Genomic DNA, 16,964 nt, shown 5'->3' on the forward strand with positions numbered 1-16,964 from the left:
GATTCTCACCTTCCTAAAATTTGTTTTAATTTTCCTAAATATCTTCTAGAAACATAAGTGGTAACACCATTTTTCAACTGAACCAAAATCGTTCCATTAAAATGCACATCAAAATATTGCACTTGCTTTAAATTAATGATTTCAGATCTAGAAATACGGACAAATTGTGGGGCATTCAGATAATTTTCAGCCTCATACAAACGAATATTTAATTCATAATTGGCAGTTAACGTAGCAGCATAAACTTTTTTATCTAAGGCATAGAGATGAACGATATCAGCAATGTCTAAAATAACGAGTTGATGATGCAAGCGACCAGTTAATAAAGGCTGATCCTGTTGATTTAAAAATTGCACTAACCTCGTGACCTCTGTACTAAGCTCAGCACTATAAATAATGACTTTTGGCTCAAGGTACGTTGCATCAATTAAGAGTTCGTACTTCATCTGCCATCCCCTCCTTTCAACCTAATTATAGACAATAAAATAAAAAAATTCGACCGTTTACAGATAGACGGTCGAATCTAATAGACAAATGGTTTTTTGGGAAAAATAGCTGGATTTTTACTAACTTTCATAAGCCAATCAAACAATCACCATGAACATACTAGGAGCGAATTTGCTTTTGGCGATTGAGGCGAATCCAGAAAAATTTAATGATGTTCACTACTAAGAAAAGTGCAATAAATACCAAGGTAATGGTCGCACCCGGTGGCGTATCTAGATAAAATGAGCTAGTTAAACCAGTGAGCATGCCGATTAAACCAATGAACATGCTTAGATAAATCACCATCGTAAATCCACGACCAACGCGTAAGCTAATCGCAGCAGGTAAGACCATAATCGCTGAAATTAACAACGCACCAGCAATTGGTATCATAATCGCAATCGCCACACCAGTTAAAATATTAAAGCACATCGACATTAAACGCACAGGCAGGCCATCGACATGAGCGGTTGCTTCATCAAAGGTTAGAATATACATCGGCCGCTTAAAGCGTAAAAAGGCAAAAAACGTTACGATAAATAAAATTCCTAAGAACCAAACCTGCTCATTGGTAATGGTCACAATTGAACCGAATAAATAAGATTGGATACTTGCAGCAGAATTTCCCCCACTAAGCTTCATCAATACTAAGGCCAAGGCTAAACCACCAGACATTAAAATCGCAATCGAAACCTCGGAATAGCTATGAAACATCGTACGTAGATATTCTAAAACAATGGCCGCTAAAATAACGATGACTAGGGTGGTTAGGCTAGGATTGAATTGTAAGAAAAAGCCTAAAGCCACCCCAGCTAATGAGACGTGCGATAAGGTATCCGCCATTAATGATTGTCTACGTAAGACCAAAAAGACCCCTAACATCGGTGCAATTCCTGAAATAAAAATCGCGGCTAAAAATGCGCGTCTCATGAATTCATATGAAAGCAACGCCATGGTGAATCCTCCTTTCGCACAAGACGAATTTGCCGATCAGCATAATGCTTGATTTCTTCATGATCATGCGTAATCATCAAAATCGCTTTTTGGTGTTGGTGCGCACTATGCCGTAATAAACGGTAAAAATCCTTACGAGATTGCTCGTCCATACCAGTAGTTGGTTCATCTAAAATGAATAAATCTGGATCAGTCGCAAAAATACGTGCTAAACTAATACGCTGCTTTTGTCCGCCAGAAAGCTCACCAATTCGCTTATTACGCATCTCCCACATGCCCACAGCATCTAACGCCTTTTTAACATGCTCATGATCGCGGCTAGTCAAGCGTTTAAACCAACGATCTTTAGGATAACGGCCAGATTGCACCAATTCTAAGACCGTACTTGGAAAGCCAACATTAAAGGAAGCAATCTGTTGAGGGATGTAGCCGACACTTAACTTTTTACCTTCGATATTTTCTTTAGCAATCGTAATTTTTCCTGACATAGGCTTTAGTAAGCCTAAGGTTGCCTTAACTAGCGTAGATTTTGCGGCTCCATTTTCACCAGTCAAGGTAACAAATTCGCCCGCATCCACATAATAATTAATGCCACTTAAAACCGGCTCTTCATCATAATAAAAGCTCAAGTTTTCGACTTCAATATAGCGCGCCATAACTCCTCCACTTTTCTTTTCGTCAAATATAATTTATTGAATACTTTCTTTTAACGCTTGTAAATTCTCTGTCATCACCGAAAGATAATCTTCTCCTGCTTGCATTTGTTTTTTGGTCAAGCCCTCTAAAGGATTTAAAACAGCTAATTTTACGCCTGTTTCTTTTGCTAAGGTTTGGGCAACCTTTGAAGAAGCATTTTCTTCAAAATAAATGACCTTCACTTGATGTTCATCCACAAATGTTTTTAAACTAGCTAAACGACTTGGACTAGGCTCTTCATCAGGTGAAATGCCAGAAATAGCCACTTGAGTGAGCCCATACTGATGTGCCAGATAGCCAAAAGCCGCATGTTGGGTGACAAATGTTTTATTCGTAGCCGTTTTAGTCGCATCAACATATTGTTGATTTAACTCAGCAAGCTTAGCGAGATAAGCACTAGCATTCTTAGTAAAAGTTGCTTTATACTTTGGATACTTTTTAATCAAGGCATCGCGAATGGTTTTAACCTCTTCTTGTGCTAAAACTGGATCTAACCAAACATGTGGATCCACTTTCGCATGCGCATGTTCCTCTTCATCCGCCTCATCTTCATGTTCTTGCGCACTATCTAATAATTGAATGCCTTGGCTCGCTTGAACAAAGGTTGTTTGGGTATCCTTGGCATTTTTCTTCACATCTTTAATCCAGGTTTCAAAATAATTGCTATTATAAACCAGCATCCCCGCTTCACTAATCTTCGCTAAATCCTTGGCGCTTGGTTCATAATCATGCGCCTCAGTGCCAGCTGGAATTAATAAATCTACTTGGCCGCTATCACCGACAACTGCCTTAGTAAAAGCATACATTGGATAAAAAGTCGTCATTACCTTCACCTGATTATCTTTTGATTGCTGACTAGCAGCAGAACAGGCACCTAAAAAGAAGAGACTGATTAAAAAAAGTAAACCTAAAGCTGTTTTTTTCACAAAAAAACCTCCTGATAAATCGGAATGTAAATCGTAATATTACGATTTATTTAGCATTCCCTAATGTATCAAACTATCGAAAGTGCGTCAAGCAATATTACTTTATTTTTTTCTACAACTTAAAAAATCATTTACAGAATTCTAACTTTTTGTTCAAAAAAACTTCAAATTTACCCTTTATATTATAAGTATCCCAATAAACAACCCTATATAAACACTTTTTCATTTTTAACTCCTTAAAAAGAGGCAACGAAATCGTTGCCTCTTTCCTTTTATCTATAACTATACTTCCAATTCCTTAACTAGGGCTTCTAGTTCATCAAGACGTTGTTCAAAAACACGCATTGCTTCTTCTAAATAGTCTGGTTTCGTCATATCTACACCAGCTTTTTTCATCACCTCAATTGGATAATCGCTACTTCCGGCTTTAAGGTAAGCTAGATAGTTCGTTAACGCTTGAGGATCATCCGATAAGATCTTCGCAGCCAAAGCAGAGGCCGCACTAAAACCAGTTGCATATTGATAAACATAATAATTGTAATAAAAGTGCGGAATACGGGACCATTCATAGCGAATCTGTTCATCCTCACTAATTGCCGAACCATAATATTTTTGATTGAGCTTTCCATAATGCTCATTTAAAAATTCCGCAGTCAATGGCGTGCCCTTTGCATCTTCTTCATGCATAAAATGCTCAAATTCTGCAAATTGGGTTTGTCGGAAAACGGTCCCCTTAAAGCCATCTAAATAATGATTGAGAATATACGCTCTTACCTTTGGATCTTTTTGCGTCTGTAATAAATACTCAGTCAACAAATTCTCATTGGTCGTGGAAGCAATTTCCGCCAAGAAAATAGAGTAATCACCATAAACATAAGGCTGATACTTACGTGTAAAGTAGCTATGAACAGAATGTCCCATTTCATGAACTAAGGTAAATAATTGATCTAGTGTATCGTGCCAATTCAACAGAATATATGGATAAGTATCATAAGCCCCTGAAGAATAAGCCCCACTTCTTTTGCCTTTATTTTCCACTACGTCGATCCAACGATTTTCAAAGGCTTCCTTAACCACAGCTAGGTATTCTTCCCCCATTGGTGCTAACGCTTTAAAGGCTTCTTGAGTGGCCTGTTCATAGGTATATTTCAATGAGCTTTCCCCTAAAAGCGGTGTATAAACATCATACATATGTAATTCATCTACCTTCAATAGACGTTTTCTTAATTCCATATAACGATGTAACAATGGCAAATGCTTATTTACCACCTCCACTAGCGTATCATGTACACTTTCAGGAATATGATTTCCGCTTAAAGCTGCTTGACGAGCCGATGCAAAGTGACGTACCTTGGCTGAATAATTGTGACGTTTCACATTAGCACTAAGCGTAGAAGCAAACGTGCGAGCAAATTGTTGATAGACTTTATATAAGCCTTCAAAAGCTGCTTTACGTACACGGCGATCAGTGCTTTCTAGTAATTGCCCGTAGACACCATGAGATAATTGAATTTTTTCTCCTTGCTCATCTTCTATCACAGGAAATTCTAAATCAGCATTATTTAAAATGGAAAAAGTATTTGCTGCTGAACCAAAGATTTCCCCAGCTGCGGCCAATAAAGCCTCTTGCTCTGCGGGTAAAATATGTGCACGATTATCAACAATTTGTTGCACATAATGACGATATTGCGCTAAGGCTGGCTCTGCATCAAAATATTGCCAAATCACTTCATCAGCCAAAGACAACACTTCTGGTTCAAACCAGGCAATTGCTTCCCCAGCTTGTGCCCATAGACTAGTTGCGCGGGCATATAAGGCTTGATCCTTAGCATTGGTGGTATCTTGATCATTACGCAAATGCGTATAGACATAAATCGTCTCTAGCTGACGACCAATAGCCAGTTGATATTCTAAAGCCGCTAAAAAGGCCTGTGCACCTTCTTTTAAGGTTCCCTTATATTGATCAACCTTCGCTAGATCGGCTTGTAGCTTAGCAATCGCCGCTTCAAAAGCAGCTTCATCGGCAAAAATCACGCTAAGATCCCAGGTCAACTCCTCTGCGACTTCATTTCTTAAAGGTAATTGTTTAGTTTCTGACATATCTGCACCTTCTTACTTGTTTCATTAGCGTTAGTATAGCACAAAATAATTATAATGAAAAAAGCTTGAACGCAATGAAGCAAATCCCCTCAGCTTATCTTTCATCATTTAACTACGCAAAAAGGTCTCCAAAAATTTGCAGACCTTCAATCATTTTTTTCATTTTTCTAAGGTAAGGTACGGACTAAATAAACCTCCTCACAAAAACCCTTTAACGCATTATAAATTCGCTGTGCTCGTGAGTATTTCTGACATAGTGCAAAAACTGTCGGACCACTGCCACTCATCAAAGCCACATCCGCACCAAATTGCAGCATTTTATCTTTTACCTTGGCAACAATCGGATATTTGTCAATCGTTACCTGCTCCAAGCTATTGCCCATATGCTTTTGCATTTGCAGATAATCCTTCGCTTGAATCGCAGCAATCAATTCATCAATATCTGGATGAAATAATTGGGCTACATCCACCAATTGAAAAATCTTCCGCGTTGAGACACTGATTTTAGGCTTTACTAAAACCACCCAGCACTGCGGCATCGACTCAATAGGCTGGACAATCTCGCCCTTACCAAAAACAGCTGAGGTCGTTCCATATAAACAATAGGGAACATCTGTGCCTACTTGCATTCCTAAATCAACTAGCTCACCCAGCGACAAGTCCAATTGCCACAAGCGGTTTAATCCTCTCAGTGCTGCTGCACAGTCACTACTTCCTCCACCTAAGCCCGCTGCTACTGGAATATTTTTTTCAATCGAAATTTTAATGCCCTTTTTAATATGATAGCGCTGCTTTAATAATTCAGCCGCTTGATAAACATTATTTCGTTTATCTACTGGTAAAAAAGCTTTGTTGGTCTCAACAATAATTTCGTCTGTGGGTAAAGTTTCAAATTTTAAATGATCCGCCAAATCAATACTTGCCATCACCATTTTTAATTCATGATACTGATCAGGGCGTTTATATAAAATATCCAAGCCTAAATTAATCTTGGCCGGTGCTTTTTCATAAATTTCCATGCTTTCACCTATAATCATAGACATTATCTCAATTATTTTACCATATCTCCAACTTTCTTGTATAGCACAGAAACTGACAGTCAAAAAAGCGCTAGGTCCACTAATTGATTGATCTTAGCATGAAAAATTTTCTTTCTAAGATAAAGCGCTGCTATCAAAAATTCTTTTGACTTTAACGCAACCGGTTGCTATACTATAAGTATCAAACAAATAGATACCACGGCATCAATCGAGCTGCTATTCGGTAAATTAAGTAACTACCCCCAAAAAGTGTTAAAAGTTACGCACTTTTTGTGACTAGTTAACCTTATTTACTCATAGCAAAGCGCTCGTTTGATAGCCTCTATAATCAGCATGAGTCAAGCTGGTTTTCGGCAATAAGCTTGCAATCGAAAAAGTGTTAACATACACGCACTTTTATCGCCTGCTTAAACTTTTGCTCAAACCAAGGCGCTTGTCTCATAGCCTCTGAAGTAAACGGCATGTTGTTGAGCTGATACTCGATAAATAAGCCAAGTTGCTGAAAAAATCTCAAATATGGTGGATTTTTCCATCCACTTGGAACTTATTTACTCGTATCAAAGCGCTCAACACATAGCCTCTAAAGTAAACCGCATGAACCAGCTAGTCACTCGACAAATAAGTCAAAGTGCTGTAAAAGTCTTAAAAGTAGCGGACTGTTCCATCCCTTTGAAGCTTATTTGCTCGTGCCTGAGCGAGCTGTCTCATAGCCTCTAAAATAAAAGGAGTTGTTCTTAATGAAAAAAGGATTTGTTTTTGATTTAGATGGTGTGATTACCGATACTGCCAAATATCATTTTATTGCTTGGCAAGCTTTGGCTGAGGAGTTAGGTATTACGATTGATTTAGCCTTTAACGAGCAATTAAAAGGGATTAGTCGTATGGAATCTTTAGAGCGAATTTTAGCATTTGGTCACCAAGCTGAGAAATTCACTGAACAAGAAAAACAAGCCTTAGCCGAAAAGAAAAATACCCATTATGTTGAATTATTACAAAGTTTAACGCCAAACGATTTATTGCCTGGTGTAAAAGCATTTTTAGATCAAGCAAAAGCCTTAAATATCCCATGTGCCATTGCTTCAGCTTCTAAAAACGCCCCTTTTATCTTAGAAAAACTTGGCGTAAAAGAAGACTTCCAGGCAATTGTTGATCCTAATACTCTAAGCAAAGGAAAACCAGACCCTGAAATTTTCATCAAAGCCTGTCAACTCATTCAAGTACAGCCATCTGACGCAATCGGTTTCGAAGATGCGCAGGCTGGTATTCAAGGAATAAAGGCGGCTGGAATGTATGCTATCGGCGTATCCGTAGGTGAACCTTTAGATGGTGCAGACCAAATCATTCATAGTTTCACAGAGATTACCGCTAAAGAATTACAACAACGCTAAAAAAGACGTGTACGCCAATTGCGTACACGCTCTTTTTTTTTTTCTTAAAATAGAACATCTATCAACATCCAGATAAACAAAACAACACTCATTAGCGTTAAAGCTTGCCAGATTATTCGACCGATTTTATGATAGGGATTAATCGTAAAGCCTATCCCATACACTCTAGGAACAAAAAGTGGCCCCTGTTCATCAATCACGCCGACATAATACTCTTTTAGAATCCTAAAAGAAAAATGTAGTAAGCTAAAGAGAAGGACTGTCATGAACAAACCAATCAGGCCAATCACTTCTTGCGTATTCGGATAATGACTGAGACCAATCGTTATTCCCGTCAGCCCAATCATCAGCCCTAAAATAACTCTACTATAACACTGATACTTTTTATTTTTAAGATTTGGCTGCATCTTTTGTAGCTGTTTATTGCTTCGATGATTATAATTATTTTTCATCTTTATCGCCTCTTTTAGTCAAACATCCTCTGTAACTGATTACACTTATAGTATAGTCTGAAAATCTACAAAAACAAGTTGATGGCCATTTTATTTGTGAATGATATTCAGTACCTTATCAGTTTTTACAATGATATTCGTGAACACTTTGCTTACACTATACCTAGCCAATAATGTCAGAAAAGATGCAATGAAGCAAAAATAATCTCCTCAAAATTAACTTCACGGCTAATCTTGAGGAGATTGGTACTTTATTCTTTTTTGTTATTTCGCATAATCAACAGCACGTGTTTCACGAATAACCGTTACTTTAATATGCCCTGGATAATCTAGCTCATCTTCAATCTTCTTACGGATATCACGAACCAAACGAACCGCCTCTAAATCAGAAATTTCTTCTGGTTTAACCATGACACGAACTTCGCGACCGGCTTGAACAGCAAAGCTAGAATCTACCCCATCAAAGCTATTCGAGATATTTTCTAGATTTTCTAGTCGACGAATGTAGTTTTCTAGCGATTCACTACGCGCACCTGGACGAGCAGCAGATAAGGCATCGGCAGCAGCTACTAATACAGAAATAATTGAAGTTGCTTCTGTATCCCCGTGGTGGGAAGCAATTGCATTGATAACCACCTTATGCTCACGATACTTCGCAGCTAATTCGGCACCGATTTCTACGTGAGAGCCTTCGATTTCATGGTCTAAAGCTTTACCAATATCATGAAGTAAACCTGCTCTTTTAGCTAATTGGATATCCTCACCCAATTCAGCTGCCAAGACACCAGATAATTTGGCTACTTCAATTGAATGGTTTAACACATTTTGACCATAACTAGTTCTAAAGTGTAGACGGCCTAAAATCTTAATCAAATCTGGATGTAAGGTATGTGCCCCTACTTCAAAGGCTGCTTGTTCACCATATTCACGGACACGCTCATCCATCTCTTTACGTGATTTTTCCACCATTTCTTCAATGCGAGCTGGATGAATCCGACCATCCTGAATTAATTTTTCCAAAGTCATTCGCGCGATTTCTCGGCGAATTGGATCAAAACCTGATAACACGACTGCTTCAGGGGTATCATCAATGATTAAATCAATCCCTGTTAGTGTTTCTAATGTACGAATATTACGGCCTTCACGACCAATAATGCGACCTTTCATCTCATCATTTGGCAAAGTGACTACCGATACTGTTGATTCAGAAACTTGATCTGCCGCACAACGTTGAATCGCTAATGATAATAAGTTTTTCGCCTTACGATCAGCTTCTTCTTTAGCACGTTGTTCAGATTCCTTCACCATTAAAGTCAACTCATGACTTAACTCTTCTTCAGTTTGTTTCATGATGACTTGAGCGGCATCTTCTTTAGATAATTCAGCAATTCTTTCTAGTTCAGTTTGCTGTTGTTCAATTAACTTTTCAACTTCTTTTTCTCGCTCATCAATTAATTGTTGTTTCGCAGTCAATTTATTTTCTTTTGTCTCTAAAGTGTATTCACGTTTTTCTAAAGAATCATCTTTACGATCTAAAAGCTTTTCGCGTTGTAATAAACGACTTTCTTGCGATTTTAATTCTAGTCTGCTCTCTTTTAACTCGCTTTCAATTTCCGAACGATATTTTTGATTTTCTTCCTTAGCTTCTAATAAAGCTTCTTTTTTTAAGGTTTCAGCTTCTTTATTAGCAGCATTAATAATACCAATTGCAGAATTTTGTGCATCTGAAATCTCTTTTGCATGGCGAGAGTTAGCTACAAAAATACCAATACCTAATCCGACAATCAACCCACCGATGATAGCGAGGAGAATGTAAAGTCCCATTGAATCACCTCCATACTATCTTATTTTTTTCACTGTAGTTTTCTGATAAACTATTAACTTATAAAATTATCAATATGCCTACTTGCATATGTGTAATATACACAATTTTATTCTAATGTTTGCATGGCAGAGTGTCAACTTAAAAAAGCATCTATTCTACTACTCATCTTTACTTAGTTCCCCATTATATAACAAAACCAACTAGATTAGAACAGGAGATGTTCTACCTAGTTGGCTCAATAATATAATCAATGGTTTGTCATTATTCGATATCTAAAGTATCTTGAAATTCATCAGTTGCTTCGATAGTTTCGCTAGGTACATCGCCAATACCATAAGCATTTCTAACTAGCGCTGAAACTTCTGCAACCATTTCAGGGTGTTCCTTCATATAATTCTTCACATTTTCTCGGCCTTGACCAATTCGATCGCCTTTATATGAATACCAAGCCCCACTCTTGTCGATAATATCTACGTCTACAGCCATATCCAGTAATTCACCTTCTTGGGAAATACCTTCACCATACATAATATCGATTTCTGCTGTCTTAAATGGTGGCGCAACCTTATTTTTTACTACTTTAATTTTCGTACGGTTACCGATAATATCCGTTCCTGATTTTAATTGCTCTGAACGACGGACCTCCAAACGAATCGTCGCATAGAATTTCAATGCACGACCACCAGGAGTTGTTTCCGGATTACCAAACATTACCCCAACCTTTTCACGAATTTGGTTGATAAAGATAGCAATTGTCTTGGTCTTATTAATAGAACCAGATAACTTACGCAAAGCTTGCGACATCAAACGTGCTTGTAAGCCGACATGCGTATCACCCATTTCACCATCGATTTCAGCACGTGGAACTAAAGCCGCTACTGAGTCGATGACAATAACATCCACTGCACCACTTGAAACTAATGCATCGGCAATCTCTAAACCTTGTTCACCTGTATCTGGCTGAGAAAGCAATAGCTCATCAATATTCACACCTAATTTTTTGGCATAAGCTGGATCTAGGGCATGCTCAGCATCAATAAAGGCAGCCGTTCCACCATTTTTTTGTACTTCAGCAATGGCATGTAAGGCGACTGTGGTTTTACCAGAGCTTTCTGGACCATAGACCTCAATAATTCGACCTCTTGGATAACCACCTACACCTAAGGCTACATCTAAGGCTAACGAACCACTTGGGATGGTAGAAATCTGTTGATCTGCTTTTTCCCCAAGCTTCATAATCGCACCTTTACCAAAATTCTTTTCTATTTTCTTTAATGCAGCATCTAAGGCTGCTTTACGATCATCTGCCATATATTATATCCTCCTCATCGCTTGTTTAAACGATTACTCACATTCATAATCATACCTGTTTCAAGGTAAAAAAGCAAGGAAAAGCGAACAAACATTCGCATTTTGTTTACTTAGCCCTTGAATGATCTGCTAATACTGCTTGACGAACCATATTTAACCCATACATAACAGCTGCTTGACGAATCTCATTACGACCGTGAGGAAAGACTTGGCAACTACTAATTGTCCCATTAGGAGTGGCTAAAGCTAGCCAAACAGTCCCTACAGGTTGATTTTCTAATGAATCAGGTCCAGCAACACCTGAAAAAGCAATCGCATAATCAGCCTGTGTGATTTGTTTGGCTTTTTGCGCCATCATTTCAACACAAGCCTGACTCACGGTACCCACCTCTGCTAGCCAGTCAGCATCAAGTTGCAGCAAGCTTGCCTTCATTGCTGGTGAATAGGTCACAAAACCTCCTTTAAAGACAGCTGATGCTCCAGGAATAGCACCTAGAGTAGCCTGAAACAAACCGGTAGTCAGACTCTCTGCCGCTGCTAAAGTAACCTGTGCTTGTTTTAGGGTATCAACAGTCGCCTCCACTAGTGAATAATCATCGCCATAACCATAAAAATAACTACCCACTCTTGCCATAATCCTTGCTTCTAATTCATCTAACAAATGGTTGCCACTTGCTTCATCTTTCGTTTTTACCGTTAGTCGCAAAGTTACCTCATTTGTTTTGGCATAAGGGGCAATCGTTGGGTTGGTTTGTTGCTCAATTAAATCAGATAATTCTGTAACTAAGCGTGATTCTCCAATGCCATAAAAACGGAGCACACGTGAAATAAATTGTTCGTTTTCATCATTAAACCGTTGTAAAAGTGGGATAACGCCTTGTGCAAACATGGCCTTTAATTCACGAGGTGGACCAGGTAATAATAAATAATGGGTATGGCTAACCTTATCTTCATAGTAAATCCCTACTGCTAAACCATTAGGATTTTGAATGCCTTCACCATCCTTAAAAACAAGTGCTTGTAATAGATTATTTTCAGTCATCGGCCGCTTACTATTCGCAAAATAATCCATTAAACGCTGATAGCCTTGTGTGTCATAAACTAACTCTTGATGGACGAATTCAGCAACCGTTTGTTTGGTCAAATCATCCGGCGTTGGTCCCAAACCACCACAAAGAACGATTAAATCACTACGTTGTTTCGCCGTAGTCAAAACATCTGTCAAACGTTTGACATTATCCCCAACCGCCGTATGGTAATACACATTGATCCCTTGCTGAGCTAGCTGTTCTGACAAATAAGTGGCATTTGAATTAACAATTTGGCCAATTAGTATTTCTGTCCCTACAGCAATAATTTCTGCATTCATCGTGATTTCCCCTTCACTAATTAGATACGAAAAAAAGTCCAGAATAAATCTGAACTTATTTTTTTACATTGAACCTTTAAATACATCTTTATTTTTAATAAAGTAATCCGCACCGGAATACACGGTAAAAATTAAACAGATATAAAGCATAATCAAATCAAGTGGTACATTTATTAAGCTAAATGGTAAATTATTTAATAGCAGTAAAATAATTGCAATCATCTGTGTTGCAGTTTTAATTTTTCCGGGCCAAGCAGCTGCCATCACTTCTCCATGCTCCACTAGCAATAGACGTAAACCTGTGACTGCTAATTCGCGACAAACAATAATTGCAATCACCCAAGCTGGCGCTTTTCCCAAAGCTACAAGCATGATAAAAGCGGTCATAACTAACATTTTGTCGGCCAATGGATCAGCAAACTTACCGAAGTTTGTCACCAAACCACGTGCACGAGCAATTTGTCCATCTAGCCAATCAGTAAAGCTAGCTAAAGCAAAGACAATCGCTGCAATTAAATGTGTCATTAATAGACTTTGATCTCCTACTTGGATTTGACCCAAATTCATCGGCACTGCCAACAAGACGATGAAAATAGGAATCATAAAAATTCTTAGTACCGTTAACTTATTTGGTAAATTCAACAGTTACACTTCTCCTTCCAAATATCTACCTAATCTAAAAGCATTCTCTTTTATTATGTACTTTGATAGGAAATTGTCAATTGAATATTTTTCTTAGTTGCCGTATAGGCTGCATTTTTAAAGGCTAATTCCTTTTTATTTAGCTGAATATTCACATTATCGCTTGCCCCTAAGACAATGGTTGCTTGCGTTGTGCCTTCTGGTAGAGTGTAGCTTTGGCTTTGACCAGCTTGCATCGTATATTGATAAACATAGCTACCACCAACCATCACACCAATCCAGCAAGGACCATTTACCCCACTAAATTGTAACTCAAGCGGTGCCTTAGCCTGATTCACCGCAACCTGTGTCTCAACAGCACTTACTTGGGTTACATTCATTTCTAATTGATTTTCACTAGTTGTCGACGAAGTACTTGTTTGGCTACTAGTTGAACTAGTTGAAGTGCTAGAAGCCGCCTCGCTACTAGTTGAGCTAGACTTTGATTTTGTACTACTACTGTTTTCAACAACAATTTTCGATTGATCAATCATCGAAGTTGACCGATAATCTTGTAAGGTAGTATACCCCACAATGAGAATAATCACTAACGCAATGCTACCCAAAACAATAATCGGCACCATATCTCGTTGTTTACGTTTGCGACTAAATGTCTCCTCATGGACTGCTGTTCTAGTTGTTTGGATTTCTTCGGGTGCTTCCCGTTTTGGTAATTCTGGTAAAATTTGATCCTCATCACCATCAAAGGCTGCAACTAAACGATTACCATCTAAGCCAACCGCTTGTGCATATTGACGAATAAACGTCCGTACATAATAATCTCCTGGTAAGCGATCAAAATCACCCGTTTCCAAAGCCTCTAAATAGCGCTTTTGAATTTTAGTTTTTTGTTGTAACTCATCTAAAGATATTTTTTTATTTAAACGGGCCTCTCGCAATTGTGCACCAATAATTGTTTCGTTACCCACTCGTTCATCTACCCCAGTCTTTTACATAATTCACTTTAATATTTTACTATCAGCTCTATAAGAATAACATAAAATATTGAAAAAACCTGTATTTTTTAAGCAAAGTTCTTAACAATTTTCAAAAAATTAAACTTTTTCAGGACCGTAATTGAAAATTCACCTCAACTTGCTGATTTGAGGTGAATTAGTTAGCCGTTATTCTGCGTTTTCAGCCGTTACTAGTGGGATTAAATCGAAACGACTAAAGGCCTGAGGAACAATAAATACTTCTGCTGCCCGATATAAATCAGCTAATGTTAATGACTGAATAATTTCCGGCATATCAAACAAAGTATATTCGCCAAATAAATCTTGCGTAAATTGATTAGCGATATGCTCTAGAGAATTGAGCGATTGGAAATATTTGCCTAACGTTTTTTTCTTCAATAGAGCTAAATTAGCTTCATTTACTTCTGGATCTTGACGATAATTCAATAAAATAGCTCGGATTTCTTTTTCAAAAGTAGCTGGATCGTCTGTATCTGTTGAAAAATCAGCAAAATGAAAGGCCCGATCTAAATTAAATTCAAAACCAAATGTATCGTCAATAATGCCTTGATTATACAAACGTAAAAAATTCGCTGAAGTATTACCCAAAAGCATTTGGAACAATAGATGAAGTGCACTTCGGAAAATCATTTTTTCCTTTGCATCACTTGGTAGCTTTTGCTGCAAGCCTTTAATCCCCAGAACCGTCTTTGGACGACTAATCGGCATCGCTAGCTGATCATAAGGCTTGATTGTATCATAGCTATCTTCTGGAAAAATCCGTTCAATTGGGCGAATTGGAGCAAATGTTTTGGCTGCTTGGTTATCACGAACCCATTGCATCACTTCTTCTACATCGATATTGCCCACAATAAACAAAGTCATATTACTTGGATGATAAAAGGTATGATAGCATAAATACAAATCCTCAGCAGTAATATCGGCAATACTTTCTACCGTACCAGCAATATCAATGCCTACTGGATGATTTGGATATAAATTGCGTAGCATGCCGAAAAATTGCCGCCAGTTTGGATCATCATCATACATTTGGATTTCTTGACCAATAATCCCTTTTTCCTTTTCAACTGTTTCCTTAGTAAAATAAGGCGCTTGAACAAAATCAAGTAAGGTAACTAAATTGTCTTTGATGCGATCAGTGGCTGAAAATAAATAGCTCGTTCTAGTAAAGCTCGTAAAGGCATTAGCCGAAGCTCCCTGTTGCCCAAAAATTTGAAAAACATCGCCCTCTTCTTTTTCAAACATTTTATGCTCTAAAAAATGTGCAATCCCATCAGGAACCTGGTGTAACGCTTCATTTTCATAGCCAAAATAATTATCAATGGAGCCATAGTTCGTTGTAAATAATCCATAGGTTTTATGAAATCCCATCTTAGGTAATAAATAGACCTTTAAGCCATTGGGTAAAACCTCGGTATAAAGTGTTTCATTAATTTGCGCATATTCTTTTTTAATCATTCATATCCCCCTCAGTTGCCAAGAAAAAGATTGCTTGTAATTGAATTTGTTTGGCAATTGCTTGCACATCCTCACGACTTACCTGCATCAATTTTTCAATATAAGCGGGTGTATCCATCGCACTTTCTGGTAACCATTGATGTAAGTACTTCATCTCAATTAGCACCTGCGCATTATCTAAGGATAGTAAAATTTGATTTTTTAGCATCGCCTTCGTTTGTTCAAAAGCTAAATCGGTAAAATCCCCATTAGCCAAGCTAGTTAATTGCTCTTCAATCAATTGTAAAACCTGTTGACGATTGCTAGTCTCAATACCGGTTTGAACGGTTAGATAACCTCTAAAGGTATCCACGCTACTTGAAGCATAATAAGCCAAGCTTTCCTTTTCACGAACATTCATAAACAGCTTAGAATGTGGGAAGCCACCAAATAAACCATTAAAAACAGTCAGCGCATAACGCTTCTCATCCGTATAATAAATCCCTGTATGATAGCCTAGATTCAATTTAGCTTGCGTGACTGCCTCTTTGACCGTACGCTCCTTCACTTTTGCTTGAAGCTCTTGAGTATAAAACATCGTTGGCACTTGACGCTTAGTCTTTGGAAAGTCCCATTGTGCAAATAAATCATAAACCCTCTGCTCTTCCACATCACCAACAACAAAAATATCCACTATATCATTAGCCAATAACTCACGATAGGTGGCCATTAAATCCTCATTGCTCGTCGCCCGCAAATCTTCTACCAACCCAAAGCTCGGTACCCCTTGATTGCTCTCTTGACCAAAATAAAGCTCTTGTAGCTGTAAAGAAGCAAAGGCCTGTTTATCCTCAGGTACACTGGTAATATAGTCAATCAAATTTTCCTTTTCTAAATTGAAGGTTTCTTCATCAAAAAGCCCTGCCTGTTGATTAGGATAAAAGAGGACTTCCTTTAAGAAATCCACCCCTTGCGCTAAAATTTTTTCATCATTGATATATTTCCCATTCACCAAGTTCATCGTAACATTTACTTGGTGTAAATTTCCTTTTTTGCTGACATTCATCCCAAAACTAGCCCCATAAAGCTCAGCTAATTGACTACTCAAGTCCGTTTGCAAAGGATATTTTTGACTGCTTGTTTCTAACACACTGGTCAGTAAGGTTCTTCTGACAGCCTGTAAACGTGTATGTACTGTTGAAAATCGGATAAAAATCCGAATAGTCTTAAATTTCGTTGTTGGAATAACTGTTAATTGAATACCTTCTTGTAATTGCCGCATAATCTACTTCTCCTATATTCTTACCATCGTTTAACTCTCA

At 38.0% G+C, this 16,964-nt stretch carries 15 protein-coding genes; 1 reads left to right on the forward strand and 14 read right to left on the reverse strand.

Annotation, left to right across the window (positions count from 1 at the left end; genetic code table 11):
• Positions 1-5 precede the first annotated feature (5 nt).
• From RK02_RS09735 to ispE, 6 genes are all read right to left on the reverse strand, one after another.
• Positions 6-446 (reverse strand): LytTR family DNA-binding domain-containing protein, encoded by a 441-nt coding sequence (locus RK02_RS09735; RefSeq protein WP_016184073.1) that lies wholly within the window; start codon positions 444-446, stop codon positions 6-8.
• 160 nt (positions 447-606) lie between these two features.
• The gene (locus tag RK02_RS09740) at positions 607-1,440 is read right to left on the reverse strand and encodes a metal ABC transporter permease (protein ID WP_016184074.1); all 834 of its coding nucleotides are present in this window, start codon (positions 1,438-1,440) and stop codon (positions 607-609) included.
• Entirely contained in the window at positions 1,413-2,096 is a 684-nt protein-coding gene (locus tag RK02_RS09745) for a metal ABC transporter ATP-binding protein (protein ID WP_016184075.1), read from the reverse strand. Before RK02_RS09745 ends, RK02_RS09740 begins: the two co-directional genes overlap by 28 nt.
• Positions 2,097-2,129: 33 nt before the next feature.
• Positions 2,130-3,062 (reverse strand): metal ABC transporter substrate-binding protein, encoded by a 933-nt coding sequence (locus tag RK02_RS09750; RefSeq protein ID WP_016184076.1) that lies wholly within the window; start codon positions 3,060-3,062, stop codon positions 2,130-2,132.
• A gap of 282 nt (positions 3,063-3,344) precedes the next feature.
• A complete protein-coding gene (gene pepF / locus RK02_RS09755) occupies positions 3,345-5,162 on the reverse strand; it encodes an oligoendopeptidase F (RefSeq protein WP_016184077.1) in 1,818 nt (605 codons plus the stop codon).
• Between the two features lie 167 nt (positions 5,163-5,329).
• A complete protein-coding gene (ispE, locus tag RK02_RS09760; protein ID WP_018451648.1) occupies positions 5,330-6,181 on the reverse strand; it encodes a 4-(cytidine 5'-diphospho)-2-C-methyl-D-erythritol kinase in 852 nt (283 codons plus the stop codon).
• A gap of 758 nt (positions 6,182-6,939) precedes the next feature.
• Between ispE and pgmB the strand changes: the two genes are divergently transcribed.
• A complete protein-coding gene (gene pgmB, locus RK02_RS09765) occupies positions 6,940-7,590 on the forward strand; it encodes a beta-phosphoglucomutase (protein ID WP_016184079.1) in 651 nt (216 codons plus the stop codon).
• Positions 7,591-7,634: 44 nt separating this feature from the next.
• Here pgmB and RK02_RS09770 read toward each other — a convergent pair whose 3' ends face one another.
• The 8 genes from RK02_RS09770 to yfmF form a co-directional block, all read right to left on the reverse strand.
• Positions 7,635-8,042 carry a hypothetical protein gene (locus RK02_RS09770; RefSeq protein WP_016184080.1) on the reverse strand — a complete coding sequence of 136 codons (408 nt, stop codon included), beginning with the start codon at positions 8,040-8,042 and terminating at the stop codon, positions 7,635-7,637.
• 264 nt (positions 8,043-8,306) lie between these two features.
• A complete protein-coding gene (gene rny, locus RK02_RS09775; RefSeq protein WP_016184081.1) occupies positions 8,307-9,866 on the reverse strand; it encodes a ribonuclease Y in 1,560 nt (519 codons plus the stop codon).
• Positions 9,867-10,128: 262 nt separating this feature from the next.
• Entirely contained in the window at positions 10,129-11,178 is a 1,050-nt protein-coding gene (recA, locus tag RK02_RS09780) for a recombinase RecA (protein ID WP_016184082.1), read from the reverse strand.
• A 106-nt stretch (positions 11,179-11,284) separates the two neighbouring features.
• A complete protein-coding gene (locus RK02_RS09785) occupies positions 11,285-12,547 on the reverse strand; it encodes a competence/damage-inducible protein A (protein ID WP_016184083.1) in 1,263 nt (420 codons plus the stop codon).
• Positions 12,548-12,610: 63 nt separating this feature from the next.
• Positions 12,611-13,189 (reverse strand): CDP-diacylglycerol--glycerol-3-phosphate 3-phosphatidyltransferase, encoded by a 579-nt coding sequence (gene pgsA, locus RK02_RS09790; RefSeq protein ID WP_016184084.1) that lies wholly within the window; start codon positions 13,187-13,189, stop codon positions 12,611-12,613.
• Between the two features lie 53 nt (positions 13,190-13,242).
• Positions 13,243-14,157 (reverse strand): helix-turn-helix domain-containing protein, encoded by a 915-nt coding sequence (locus tag RK02_RS09795; protein ID WP_016184085.1) that lies wholly within the window; start codon positions 14,155-14,157, stop codon positions 13,243-13,245.
• 195 nt (positions 14,158-14,352) lie between these two features.
• Positions 14,353-15,663: an EF-P 5-aminopentanol modification-associated protein YfmH gene (yfmH, locus tag RK02_RS09800; protein ID WP_016184086.1), complete on the reverse strand. Its 1,311-nt coding sequence runs from the start codon at positions 15,661-15,663 to the stop codon at positions 14,353-14,355.
• Entirely contained in the window at positions 15,656-16,924 is a 1,269-nt protein-coding gene (gene yfmF, locus RK02_RS09805) for an EF-P 5-aminopentanol modification-associated protein YfmF (protein WP_016184087.1), read from the reverse strand. Before yfmF ends, yfmH begins: the two co-directional genes overlap by 8 nt.
• Between the last annotated feature and the right edge of the window lie 40 nt (positions 16,925-16,964).

The organism is Enterococcus columbae DSM 7374 = ATCC 51263 (assembly GCF_000406925.1).
Classification (GTDB): Bacteria; Bacillota; Bacilli; order Lactobacillales; family Enterococcaceae; genus Enterococcus_E; species Enterococcus_E columbae.

What these genes read in the sequence shown, in the direction of transcription:
- RK02_RS09735 (WP_016184073.1), bottom strand. Translation starts at nt 446, where the DNA reads ATGAAGTACGAACTCTTAATTGATGCAACGTACCTTGAGCCAAAAGTC.
- RK02_RS09740 (WP_016184074.1), bottom strand. Translation starts at nt 1,440, where the DNA reads ATGGCGTTGCTTTCATATGAATTCATGAGACGCGCATTTTTAGCCGCG.
- RK02_RS09745 (WP_016184075.1), bottom strand. Translation starts at nt 2,096, where the DNA reads ATGGCGCGCTATATTGAAGTCGAAAACTTGAGCTTTTATTATGATGAA.
- pepF (WP_016184077.1), bottom strand. Translation starts at nt 5,162, where the DNA reads ATGTCAGAAACTAAACAATTACCTTTAAGAAATGAAGTCGCAGAGGAG.
- ispE (WP_018451648.1), bottom strand. Translation starts at nt 6,181, where the DNA reads ATGGAAATTTATGAAAAAGCACCGGCCAAGATTAATTTAGGCTTGGAT.
- pgmB (WP_016184079.1), top strand. Translation starts at nt 6,940, where the DNA reads ATGAAAAAAGGATTTGTTTTTGATTTAGATGGTGTGATTACCGATACT.
- RK02_RS09770 (WP_016184080.1), bottom strand. Translation starts at nt 8,042, where the DNA reads ATGAAAAATAATTATAATCATCGAAGCAATAAACAGCTACAAAAGATG.
- rny (WP_016184081.1), bottom strand. Translation starts at nt 9,866, where the DNA reads ATGGGACTTTACATTCTCCTCGCTATCATCGGTGGGTTGATTGTCGGA.
- recA (WP_016184082.1), bottom strand. Translation starts at nt 11,178, where the DNA reads ATGGCAGATGATCGTAAAGCAGCCTTAGATGCTGCATTAAAGAAAATA.
- RK02_RS09785 (WP_016184083.1), bottom strand. Translation starts at nt 12,547, where the DNA reads ATGAATGCAGAAATTATTGCTGTAGGGACAGAAATACTAATTGGCCAA.
- yfmH (WP_016184086.1), bottom strand. Translation starts at nt 15,663, where the DNA reads ATGATTAAAAAAGAATATGCGCAAATTAATGAAACACTTTATACCGAG.
- yfmF (WP_016184087.1), bottom strand. Translation starts at nt 16,924, where the DNA reads ATGCGGCAATTACAAGAAGGTATTCAATTAACAGTTATTCCAACAACG.